This window comes from Bradyrhizobium sp. LMG 9283 (assembly GCF_045571415.1).
Taxonomy (GTDB): domain Bacteria; phylum Pseudomonadota; class Alphaproteobacteria; order Rhizobiales; family Xanthobacteraceae; genus Bradyrhizobium.
Genome location: NZ_CP120691.1, coordinates 2,851,207 through 2,863,147, shown reverse-complemented (window position 1 = coordinate 2,863,147; position 11,941 = coordinate 2,851,207). Strand labels below are relative to the sequence as shown.

9 protein-coding genes and 1 tRNA gene are annotated in these 11,941 nt (G+C 63.4%); 7 read left to right on the top strand and 3 right to left on the bottom strand.

Going from position 1 to position 11,941, the window contains the following annotated elements:
- Positions 1-3 precede the first annotated feature (3 nt).
- From P6U29_RS13310 to P6U29_RS13280, 7 genes are read left to right on the top strand one after another with little or no spacing between them, the layout of a single operon-like run.
- Positions 4-936 (top strand): ABC transporter permease, encoded by a 933-nt coding sequence (locus P6U29_RS13310; protein WP_407118010.1) that lies wholly within the window; start codon positions 4-6, stop codon positions 934-936.
- Complete coding sequence (locus tag P6U29_RS13305) at positions 933-1,907, top strand: ABC transporter ATP-binding protein (RefSeq protein WP_407118009.1); 975 nt, start codon at positions 933-935, stop codon at positions 1,905-1,907. Before P6U29_RS13310 ends, P6U29_RS13305 begins: the two co-directional genes overlap by 4 nt.
- Before the next feature lie 11 nt (positions 1,908-1,918).
- A complete protein-coding gene (locus tag P6U29_RS13300) occupies positions 1,919-2,965 on the top strand; it encodes an ABC transporter ATP-binding protein (RefSeq protein ID WP_407119311.1) in 1,047 nt (348 codons plus the stop codon).
- 51 nt (positions 2,966-3,016) lie between these two features.
- A complete protein-coding gene (locus tag P6U29_RS13295) occupies positions 3,017-4,735 on the top strand; it encodes a M28 family peptidase (protein ID WP_407118008.1) in 1,719 nt (572 codons plus the stop codon).
- Positions 4,732-6,324: an ABC transporter substrate-binding protein gene (locus P6U29_RS13290; protein ID WP_407118007.1), complete on the top strand. Its 1,593-nt coding sequence runs from the start codon at positions 4,732-4,734 to the stop codon at positions 6,322-6,324. Before P6U29_RS13295 ends, P6U29_RS13290 begins: the two co-directional genes overlap by 4 nt.
- A gap of 46 nt (positions 6,325-6,370) precedes the next feature.
- Positions 6,371-8,284 carry a CocE/NonD family hydrolase gene (locus P6U29_RS13285; RefSeq protein WP_407118006.1) on the top strand — a complete coding sequence of 638 codons (1,914 nt, stop codon included), beginning with the start codon at positions 6,371-6,373 and terminating at the stop codon, positions 8,282-8,284.
- The gene (locus P6U29_RS13280) at positions 8,281-9,651 is read left to right on the top strand and encodes an MmgE/PrpD family protein (RefSeq protein WP_407118005.1); all 1,371 of its coding nucleotides are present in this window, start codon (positions 8,281-8,283) and stop codon (positions 9,649-9,651) included. Before P6U29_RS13285 ends, P6U29_RS13280 begins: the two co-directional genes overlap by 4 nt.
- A gap of 399 nt (positions 9,652-10,050) precedes the next feature.
- Here the strand turns inward: P6U29_RS13280 and P6U29_RS13275 are convergent.
- The 3 genes from P6U29_RS13275 to dctP form a co-directional block, all read right to left on the bottom strand.
- Positions 10,051-10,126, bottom strand: a tRNA-Lys gene (locus P6U29_RS13275).
- Positions 10,127-10,305: 179 nt separating this feature from the next.
- Entirely contained in the window at positions 10,306-10,914 is a 609-nt protein-coding gene (locus P6U29_RS13270; RefSeq protein ID WP_407118004.1) for a Spy/CpxP family protein refolding chaperone, read from the bottom strand.
- Positions 10,915-11,110: 196 nt separating this feature from the next.
- Positions 11,111-11,938, bottom strand: a complete 828-nt coding sequence (gene dctP, locus P6U29_RS13265; protein ID WP_407118003.1) for a TRAP transporter substrate-binding protein DctP — start codon at positions 11,936-11,938, stop codon at positions 11,111-11,113.
- Positions 11,939-11,941 lie beyond the last annotated feature (3 nt).

The following is an 11,941-nucleotide window of genomic DNA, read 5'->3' as shown; positions in this document are numbered from 1 at the left end:
GCCATGACCTTGCAAGCTCCCGTCGAGATCGCTTCCGTACCTCTGTCGCCGCGCTCACGCCCGATAGAGACGCCGCTGCGCCGCGTGGTGCGCGAGTTCGCCTCGTCTCATCTCGCATTGCTTGGGCTCATTGTGCTGGTGCTGATCGTGCTGCTGGCGGTATCCGCACCGCTGATCGCTCCTCAGAATCCATACGACCTGATGCAACTCGACATTATCGATGGGCGCCTGCCGCCGGGTTCGCAATCGATGAGCGGAATGACATTCTGGCTCGGCACCGACGACCAGGGCCGCGACATGCTCTCGGGCATTCTCTACGGACTGCGTATCTCTCTCGGCGTCGGCGTCTCCTCGGCGCTGGTCGCGGCCCTCTTTGGGGCGTCGCTCGGCCTGATCGCAGCCTATACCGGCGGCCGCACGGAGAGCATGATCATGCGCATCGTCGATCTGCAGCTTTCGTTCCCCTCGATCCTCGTTGCCCTGATGATCCTCGCCTTTCTCGGCAAGGGCGTGATGAACGTGGTGCTGGCGCTGATCATCGTGGAATGGGCGACCTATGCCCGTACTGCACGCGGCACCGCGCTGGTCGAGCGGCGCAAGGAATATGTCGAGGCGGCCGAATGCCTGGTCATTCCGCGCTGGCGCATCCTGTTCAAGCATCTTCTGCCCAACTGCCTGCCACCGCTGATCGTCATCGCCACGGTGCAGGTGGCGCGCGCCATCGCTCTGGAGGCGACCTTGTCCTTCCTCGGCCTCGGCGTGCCGGTGACCGAGCCATCGCTCGGGCTGCTGATCTCAAATGGCTACCAGTACATGCTCTCCGGCAAGTTCTGGATCAGCTTCTATCCGGGCGTTGCGCTGCTCACCACCATCGTCGCCATCAACCTCGTCGGCGATCAGCTCCGCGACGTGTTGAATCCCAGGAGGGTCTCATGAGCTCCCATCTGCTCGAGCTGCGGGGACTCAGGACCGCCTTCCCGACACGCGCCGGCGAGATCACTGCCGTCGATAACGTTTCCTTCACGCTCGATCGCGGCAAGGTGCTCGGCCTCGTCGGCGAGTCCGGCTCGGGCAAATCGGTGACTGGTTTCTCGATCATGGGTCTGATCGAGCCGCCGGGACGGATCACCGGCGGCCAGATCCTGTTCGACGGCATCGATCTAGCGAACTTGTCGCGAGAAGGGATGCGCAGTCTGCGCGGGCGGCGCATCGCCATGATCTTCCAAGATCCGATGATGACCCTGAACCCGGTCCTGCGCATCGACACGCAAATGATCGAGGCCATCGCGGCGCACGAGAAAGTCTCCCGCACGGAGGCCCGTGGGCGTGCACGTGATGCGCTCGCCCAGGTCGGTATCCCTTCGCCCGAGGAGCGTCTCGACGCCTACCCTCACCAGTTCTCAGGGGGCATGCGCCAGCGCGTTGCGATCGCCATCGCGCTGCTCAACAAGCCCGACCTGATCGTGGCGGACGAACCGACCACGGCGCTTGACGTCACCATCCAGGCGCAAATCCTTGCCGAGATTCAGAAGCTGACTTCCGAACGCGGCACGGCGCTGATCTGGATCACCCACGATCTTTCTGTGGTCTCTCGCCTCGCCGACGAGATCGCGGTGATGTATGCCGGCCGCGTCGTCGAATACGGCAAGGTCGATGCCGTCATCAACCGGCCCATGCATCACTACACCGCGGGCCTGATCCACTCGGTTCCGAGCCGCAACAAGCGTGGCAGTCGGCTGGCCCAGATCCCCGGCATGACACCTTCGCTGCTGGACCTGCCGGCAGGTTGCGCTTTTCGCACGCGCTGCGCCCGTGCGGACACCGCTTGCGAGGTCCCCCCCGCGCTGATCTCTCAGGCCGGCCATCTCCATCGCTGCGTCCATCCCACGAACGAGGTGGCCGCATGACCCTGACGAGCATGTCCCCGGCGCGTCCGAACGCGTCGACCGCAATACCTGGTGTGGGAGCTCCCATCGTCGAACTGCGCGGCGTCTCGCGTCGGTTCGGCAAGACGCCTGACCTGATCGACCGCGCCGCCGTTTCGCTCGGCTTGACCAAGCCCCCGCCGGTGGTCCGCGCGGTGGACGATGTCGACCTCATGATCGTAAAAGGCGAAGTCGTCGGGCTCGTCGGCGAGTCCGGTTGCGGCAAATCGACCCTGGGCCGCATCGTTGCCGGAATCCTGCCGCCCTCCTCCGGACAGGTATTCTGGAATGGCCGGGCGCTCGACACTCTGTCTGCAGCCGAGCGACGCACTGGTGCGTTGCGCACCCAGATGGTGTTCCAGAATCCTTTCGCCTCGATCAACCCGCGACTCCCGGTCGCCGAAGTCGTGGGCGAAGCACCGCGCATCCACGGCCTCATCAAGGGCGGTCGCGCAGCGCAAGCGGCCTATGTCGACGAGCAGCTGCGGCGCGCCGGCCTCGATCCTTCACTCAAGCAACGCTACGCCCATCAGTTCTCAGGCGGCCAGCGCCAGCGCATCGGCATCGCACGCGCTCTTGCGGTGCAACCCGACATGTTGGTCTGCGACGAGGCCGTGGCGGCGCTCGACGTCTCGATCCAGGCGCAGATCCTCAACCTGTTCATGGATCTTCGCAAAACACTCGATCTCACTTACCTCTTCATCAGCCATGATCTCGGCGTGGTCGAGCACCTCTCTGACCGCGTTGCCATCATGTATCTCGGCCGCATCATCGAGGAAGCGCCGACCGAGGAGGTGTTCGGGCGGCCCAACCACCCCTACACCCAGGCACTGCTGGAGGAGGTGCCGCGCATCGAGACCCGCAAGCGGGCCTTCTCCTCACTCAAGGGCGAGCTGCCGAGCCCGCTGCATCCGCCCTCCGGATGCCATTTCCATCCACGCTGCCCGCACGCATTCGATCGCTGCAAGGTCGAGCGCCCCAAGCTCAGGAACATCGGACCGCTGCACAAATCTGCGTGCCACCTGAACGAGCAGCCGTAGGGACGGATCGAACCGAACATGCGTGCCAACACGAGAGCAGGATCTGACATCATGTCCGCACCAGCCCGCCCGCAGCAGGCCTTCTCGACCGTCAAAGCTCCCGTCGATGGCGTCTCGGGCGCACGCATGATGGAGCAACTGCGCCAGTTCGCGGTCTGGACCAAGCTCGCCGGCACCGCAGGCGAGGCGGAGAGCTTCGCCTGGCTGAAGGCACAGCTCGAGTCGCTCGGCCTGCCGGCCACGCTGCTATCTCACGATGCCTATATCAGCCTGCCCGGTTCCGCCCATCTGACCTGCGATGGGTCTCGCATCGGCGCCATCACCCAATCGATGTCGCAACCTTCCCAGCCGGAAGGTTGCAGCGGCAAGCTCGTCGATCTCGGCGATGGTTCGGCCGATGCCTTTCGCGGCCGGGATGTGAACGGCCGGATCGTGCTTGTCGATGGTATCGCCAATCCCGTGATCGCCATGCGTGCCAGCCGCGCCGGCGCGAGCGGCATCGTTCATGTCAGCCCGCACGCACTGCTGCACGAGATGTGCATCTCGCCGGTCTGGGGCAGTCCGTCCCTGGCCACACGCGAGGATCTCCCCAACGTCGTCGTCCTGACTGTCACGGCCGAGGACGCTGCAGCCTTACGCCGCCGCCTGGCCGAAGGACAGACTGAGGTGACCCTGCACGCGATGGTCGACACCGGCTGGCGCAAGACTCCACTGCTGGTCGCCGACATGCCGTGTGCGGCCGGCGCGGATGCACCATTCGTGCTGCTGTCCTGCCACGTCGATACCTGGTTCCATGGCGTGATGGACAACGGCTCGGCGAATATCGCTATGCTGGAGGTGGTGCGGCTCTGCGCGGAGTTGCGCGACCGATGGCGACGCGGTCTGCGCCTGTGCTTCTGGTCCGGACATTCGCAAGGTCGGTATTCCGGCTCGAGCTGGTATGCCGACAATCATTGGCTCGAACTCGACGAGCGCTGCGTCGCCCACGTCAACCTGGACAGCCCCGGCGCGGTCGGAGCGACCAATCTGACACAGACCGGTTCGGCCGGCGCGCTGTTCGGCATCGCCGCGGCGGCGATCGCCGCCGAAACCGGGCAGGTGCTCGCGGGCAAGCGCAAGGCGCGTTCGGCCGACGATTCCTTTCCCGGGATTGGCATCCCATCGGTGTTCGGCAGTTTAAGCACGCAGGAACCCGGCGCGTTGAAGCTGCGCAACGAGCTGGGCTGGTGGTGGCACACCGAGCACGACCTGATCGACAAGATCGAGCCCGCCCATCTCGAGCGCGATGCACGTATCGTGCTTCGCGTGGTCTGGGATCTTCTCGAGAACGAGCGCCTGCCACTCGACTTCTCGCCACAAATCGCAGGCCTCCTCGCAGAGCTGACCGGAGCTTCGGAACGGCTGAAGCCCCGCTTCGATCTTGATGCCGCATGCGAGGCCGCGCACCAGCTCGACCAGCGCCTGAAACGGCTCGTGCAAGACCCGCCGGCCGGCAGCGCGGAGGCCTTCAACCGGGCGATCCTGGAGTTGAGCCGCCTCCTTGTCCCGCTCGACTACACGACAGGAAACCGCTTCGCTCATGATCCAGCAACGCCGCTGGCGGCCTGGCCCGTGCTCGAACCGATCCGCCGGCTCGTCAGGACAAAAACGGGCGACGCGGACGAACCATTCGCCAAGGTCGATGCCGTGCGCGCCCGCAACCGCCTACTTCACGGTCTTCGCAAAGCCATCGCATTGGTCGACGGACTTTACGGCGGAGCACTGCAGTGACCCTGAAACGCCGGCTCTTCTCGCACCTCAAGGCCGTCGCCCTCGTCGCAGCCATCGTGCTGCCTGTCACGACAGCCTGGACGCAGGAGCTGCGGATCGCAATGAAAGGCACCGTCGACAGCGCGGATCCGCATCTGTTGTTCACTGCCAACCGCAATGTCCAGATCCACGTCTACGAGCCGCTTGTGTTTCAGGACCGATTCCTGAAGCCAATCCCCGGATTGGCCGACAGCTGGAAGCGTCTCGACGATACGAATTGGGAATTCACCCTTCGCGCTGGCGTGAAGTTCCATGACGGCTCGGATTTCACGGCCCGCGACGTCGCGTTTTCGATCAAGCGCGCCCAGGAGATCATGGGGCCGCGGACTTATCGCCATTACCTGAAGGATATTTTGAGGGTCGAACCGATCGACGATCTCCATGTGCGAATCATCACTTCGGTCCCCTCTCCTCTGCTGCCGATCAATCTGACCACGCTGGGCATGGTCTCGGCGCAAGCCGCCGCGGATGCCGGCCCCGAGGATTTCAAGTCCGGCAAGGCGGCGATCGGCACCGGCCCCTATCGCTGGACGAGCTGGACTCCGGGCCAGCGCGTCGTGCTGGACCGCAACGACGCCTATTGGGGTGCCAAGGAGCCGTGGGCGAAAGTGACTTTCCGCACGGTGTCCAATGACGGCGCGCGCGTCGCCGGCCTTCTCTCGGGAGATGACGATGTGATCGACGCGGTGTCCGGCAGCCTTGCGGCGCGACTGCAGAACCAGAACAAGGTCAAGCTCGTCTCGGACACGTCGATTTTCTTCCTCTATCTGACGCTCGACCAGTTTCGCGACAATTCGCCGTTCGTGACGGATAGCGAGGGCCACGCGATGACGCGCAATCCGTTGAAGGACGTTCGCGTTCGCGAAGCGATCAGCCTCGCGCTCAATCGCACCGGGCTTGCCGAGCGAGTGATGGACGGTGCGGCGACGCCAGCCGGGCAAATCGCGCCGGAGGGGTTTGCAGGCTATGATCCCGCGCTGAAACAGACAGCCTACGACCCGCAACGGGCGCGGCAATTGCTGCATGAGGCCGGCTGGCCGAACGGCTTTCAACTGACGCTGCATTGCCTGAACGACCGCTACGCCGGTGACAGCCAGACCTGTCAGGCTATTGCCTCCATGCTGACGGTCATCGGCATCAAATCGAAAGTCGAAGCCTTGCCGGCAAGCATCTTCTTTCGCCGCGCGGCCGGGAAAGGCGAACCGGAATTCTCTGCCGCAATGTCGATCTTTGGCAGCTCCAGCGGAGACCCGATCCAGTCCCTGATCGCCATCGTGGAGAGCTTCGACATGGAGAGGAATCACGGCGTCAACAACCGCGGACGCTATTCCAATCCGAAAGTCGACCGATTGATCGAGCGGGCGCAGGAGACCTTCGACGATGAAGAGCGCGATAAGCTCGTTCGTCAGGCGACGGCGCTCGCCGTGTCCGACGGAGGCCTGATCCCGATCTATTTTCTGAAATCCAACTGGGGCGTCAGCTCGAAGCTGCAGCTTTCACCGCGGGGCGACGGCTACACGATGGCAACGCTGATCCGCCCCGCGCCCTGAGCCAGATCGCCTTTGTGAGCAACCTGCCTCAACCTCCGGAGACGTCGTGTCGATCATCGCATCCAACAGGTCCGCCGCGGACGTGGCCGCCCTCCCCGAGCCGGAGCGCATCTCCGACACCCTGATACGCTATCGCGACGTCATGATCGCGATGCGCGACGGTGTTTGCCTGGCAACCGACGTCTACATGCCGGCAAACAGCAAAGGACCCTATCACGTGGTGCTGGAGCGCACGCCCTATGGCAAGCACTTGCCTTCGCGCGCGGAACTGGCCCCCGGCGTCGACACGCCGATGACGCGCGAGGAAACGGCCGCAGCGTTCTGCGCGGCCGGCTACGCCCTCATCTTCCAGGATTGCCGCGGGCGGCATCGCTCACAAGGGGTGTTCACGAAATATGTCGCGGAGGGCCCGGACGGCTACGATACCATCGCCTGGATCGCCGACCAGCCATGGTGCTCCGGCAAGATCGGCACGATGGGCCTGTCCTACGCGGCGCATACCCAGATGGCCGCCGCCTGCCTCGCTCCGCCAGCGCTGTCAGGAATGATCCTGGATTCCGGCGGGTTCTCGAACGCCTATCGCTGCGGAATCCGGCAAGGCGGAGCATTCGAGCTCAAGCAGGCGACCTGGGCGTGGAACCATGCGCAGGACAGCCGTGCCTGCGAAGCCGATCCAAAACTGCGCAGCGCTCTGGCGGCGGAAGACATCATCGCATGGTTCAAGCGAATGCCTTGGTCGAAGGGCAATTCGCCGGTGCGATGGGAGCCGGAATACGAGGCCTATCTGCTCGACCAGTGGCATCACGGAAATTTTGACGAATACTGGAAGGCGATCGGTCTTTACGCCGCCGGCCATTACGACAAGATTCCCGACATTCCGGTGCTGCTGATGTCGAGTTGGTACGACGTCTATGTTCCGACAACGTTCGAGAATCTGGCCGGATTGAGCCATGGCCATCATCGGCCGCAGCTCATCATGGGACCGTGGACCCATGGCAACCGCACCAAGCGCGTCTTTGGCGATGTCGACTTCGGGGCGAATGCGATCTTCGACGGCAATGTCGGCGAAAGCTGGAGCGCCTTCCGTATCGCCTGCTTCAATCGATGGCTGAAGGGCGAAGACGCGCCGGCGAACGATCCAGCCATCCGTCTCTTTCTGATGGGCGGCGGCTCGGGTCGGCGTACTCCTGACGGACATCTCGATCATGGTGGGTGCTGGATCAGGGCGACGGAATGGCCGCTGCCGGAAGCGCGCCCAACCACTTTTTATCTGCATGATCACGGCGGCCTGTCGACGGACCGTCCCGTTTCGCCCGACGCTCATCTCACCTATGATTTCGACCCGCGAAATCCGGTGCCCACGATCGGCGGCGCACTCACCAGCGGTCGCCCGGTGTTCGAGGGCGGGGCCTATGATCAACGTGAGGACGAGCGCTTCTTCGGTTGTGACACGCCCGGCCTGCCGTTGTCGGCTCGCCCTGACGTTCTCGCCTTCGAAACCGAGCCGCTCGCCGAAGACGTGGCTTTGGTCGGACCGATCGAGGTCGAGCTCTGGGTTTCGTCGAACGCGCCGGATACGGATTTCACCGCCAAGCTGCTCGATGTGCATCCGCCCTCGGCCGATTATCCGACCGGCTTCGCGATGAACCTGACCGACGGCATTTTTCGCTGCCGGTATCGCGGATCCTGGGAGCAACCGAAGCCGATCAATCCAGGTGAAGTCTTCCGCATCGTCATCGAGCCTTTCGCCACAGCCAATCTTTTCAAGGCGGGACATCGCATCAGGCTTGACATCTCCTCGTCCAATTTCCCGAAGTTCGACGTCAACCCCAACACGGGCGAGGCGGAGGGAGCCGGCCGCACCTTCAATATCGCCCGGAATACCGTTCATCTCTCGGCCGGGCGGCCCTCGCGAATTGTCCTTCCGCTCGTCGCACCGTCGTTGCTGCGCCGCATATGAGGAACGAGATAATGACTGTCATTGAGACCATCGCCGACTGGTGCGCGAACGCAACCTCGTTCAGTCCAATCGCCATCGAACGTGCCGAGCACGGCTTCTGCGACACCATCGGCTGCATCATCGCCGGCAGAAAAGACCCTGCGACCCTTGCCGCCGCCCGAGCCTTCGAGACGCGCGCGGGCGGCGGGAGCAGCACCGTCGTCAGCGGCGGCCGCGCCGACCCCGCGATTGCCGCCCTGATCAATGGCGTCGCGGCCCACGCGCTCGATTTCGACGACAATTTCCACGGCGCCACGACGCACGCATCGGCGGTCCTCGTCCCGGCGCTGCTCGCGATGGCCCAAGCGCTCGGTCGCGACGGCCGGCAGATGATCGAGGCCTATATCGTCGGGCTCGAAGCACAGGCCAGGATCAGCAGCGGCGTGAATCCATCCCACTATACCGCCGGATGGCACGCGACCTCGACCATCGGCTGCATCGGAACCGTCGCGGCGGTAGCACGCCTGATGGGATTGAACCGCGATGGCATCGCGCAGGCCATGAGCATCGCCGTCAGCATGGCTGCCGGTGTCAAAGGACAATTCGGAACGCCCGTCAAACCGCTGCACTCCGGTCTCGCAGCCCGGAACGCGATCGAGGCCGCCCAACTGAGTGCCGCCGGAATGGTCGGACGACTGGACGTACTTGAATCGCGCCAGGGCTTTCTGGCTCTTTACGGCGGCGACTATCCCAAGGGTTGGCCACAGGACCGGAGCGAGTCGCGCTCGAATGAACTTGCGATCGAGCGTTTCGGATTGACCGCGAAGCGGCATCCGTGCTGCGGCGCCACTCATCGCGCGATTGACGCCATTCTCGATCTCAAGCGCGATCATGACTTTCGTGCCGAGGATGTCGTATCCGTCAATGCCACGGTGACGGAGGCGCACGCCCGCAATCTCGCCTATTCCCGCCCGGATGACGAAATGCAGGCGCGCTTCTCGATGCAGTATACGCTTGCACTGGCCTTGTCCCAGGATTCGCTTCGGCTGTCGGACTTCACCAACGCAGCGGTACGACGCGCCGATGTCAGGGCCCTGCTTCCGTTGACAGAACTCTCGGTTTACGATCAAGCAACCGAGAGGGCGGCCGCCGGCCGGCTGCCTCATCGCGTCATCGTGACGTTAAAAGATGGACGCCGTCTCGACGAGGTGCGTCAGGCGGCTAAGGGTGATGTCAGCCTTCCCTTCAGCCCTGACGAGAGGAAGGTTAAATTTTTGGACTGCGCGCGATTTTCGGGCCTGCCGCCTGCAGAGGCGCAGGAGCTGTTCGTGCGCTCGAGCCACCCCGCAGCGCTCGACGCGCTCGATCTCAGGAATTTTTTACTATGAAGTCGTGGTTCGCCGGAGCGGCGAACCATTCAGCATGGCCAGCCCCGAGGACAGCACGTTGGGCCGCTATGCGCCCCTGGGGTGAGCGTCGGAGGTTTGAGTCATAGGAGCAATTGAATCCCCGACCCAGCAATCCGGTTCTCCTTCTGCAGCACCCCTGCGGCGGGCTGAACGGATTATCCGTTTTGCTCGCCCTAATATCCTATTCTACGACGAGCACGTAATCGACCTGTCCCATCGGATCTGCGCGCGGTATCGAATGGGGTGAAGATACGGAAATAAAGGAAAAGTCGCACAGCAAACTGGCCGCGCAACATCAACCACAGAAAACGTCGCACGAGACCCGCTTTGTTCCCAACCGACATCCGGCGAAGTTATTGGAAACCAAGAATTTTCTCTTGGTGGGCGCACCAGGGCTCGAACCTGGGACCCGCTGATTAAGAGTCAGCTGCTCTACCAACTGAGCTATGCGCCCGAAAGGCGGTCAATGCCTTGCGAGGCCGGTCGTTTAGCAAAGCGATCCGGGGATGGCAAGCGATCGGACGCAAGTTTTCCAAGGGGTTCAGCAAGGCTTCGTCCGGAGGTTCAGAAATGCGAAAAGCCGCTGGATTCCAGCGGCTTCGCCAAGGTTAACTGCCGCAGAAGCCGGCCCGCTCAGAGCCGGCCCTCGCGGTCCCGGTCCTCGCCGCCGTCACGGTCGAACCGGTCGTGATGGAAGTGGTCCATGCCGCGTTCCATCATGCGGTCCATGCGCTCCATGAAGTGGCGGTGCCGCGGAGCGTCCTCGCCATCGCCGAATGGGCCGCGGTGGCGGGTCAGCACGGCGAGGCGCCGTTTCTGGCCCTCGTCCAGGGTCTTGTAGAGCGGATCGGCGGCATCGGCGATCTTCTTCAGGGCGGCGGAACTGGCGCCCATGTCCTCGGCGCGCTGGCGCAGACGGGCAATCGGATCGTCCGGCCTGTCGGCCCCCCTCGACGTGTCACCTGGGCCGGCATTCATCCGCGCATTGGCGCGGTCGATGCGCAGCTTGGCGAACTCCCGCACGGCAGCCTCGACCGGCGGCCATAGCTTCTCCTGGTCGGCGTTGAGCCTCAAGCCGGCATGGACAGCGGCGATCCGCGCGTCGACGAAGGCGGCGCGGTCTTCGGGGTTCATGCGCATGTGGCGGACGTGCTCCATCCACGGGCGGTGATACTGAGCATAGACCGCGCCCGAGCCGGCAATGCTGAGCACGGCGATGGCGGCGATGGTGAACTTCTTCATCCGGACCTCCTCTGGAAGGATGCCCGTGAGGATGAGCGCGAGGAGCCTGACGCGCAACTTACAACTTGGACAGGGAGCGCGTTCCTAGGCAGATGTAACTGCCGTGAATATCCGTTCAGATGCAAACTGAAATGATTTGCAACACAAAGGGCTTCCGTGCGGTGCGCGGAAGCCCTTCGTTGATCGTCTGTTCAGGTCAGTTCGTCGTGCTCTTGGCTTCCTTCAGGAACTCGTCGATCAGCGGCTGGCCGACGCGGCTCGCGGCATCCTTGTAGACCGGCTCCATCGCCTTGCGCATCGCCTCGTCCTGCTCGCCCGTGAGCTTGATGATCTCGCTCTTGCCACTCTTCTTGATTTCAGCCAACGCGCCGTCGTTCTCCTTCTGCGACTGCGCGTTGTTGAAGTCGGTGGCCTCCTTCATCGCCTTCGACAGCTGATCGCGGATGTCGGCCGGCAGGTCGTCCCAGAACTTCTTGTTCACGATCACGACGTAGCCGATGTAACCGTGATTGGTCTCGGTGATGTACTTCTGCACTTCGTGCATCTTCTGGGTATAGATGTTCGACCAGGTGTTCTCCTGACCGTCGACCACGCCGGTCTGCAGCGCCTGGTAGACTTCCGAGAAGGCCATCACCTGCGGCAGCGAGCCGAGCGGGCCTTCCGTCACCTTCCGCAGCGTCTTCAGGTCGGGCAGGATGTAGGGCAGATCGAACACCTCGAACTCGCGAATGCCGAGCGGCCCGAACTTGGAATTGGACGGTGCCAGCATCTGCACGCTGCCGAGCTGCAGCGCCTCGAGCTCTTCCTTGTCCTTGTACAGCGTCGAGTTCGGATAGACTTCGACCTTGACCTTGCCGCCGGTGTACTTCTCGGCAAGCTCCTTGAATTTCTCCGCGCCCTTGCCCTTCGGCGTGTCGGTGGCGACGACATGACTGAATTTGATGATGATCGGGTCGGCGCTGGCGGGACCGACAAGGCTCAAGGCCAATGCCGCGACGGATGCCGCGATCGCGAAGGTACGCATAAT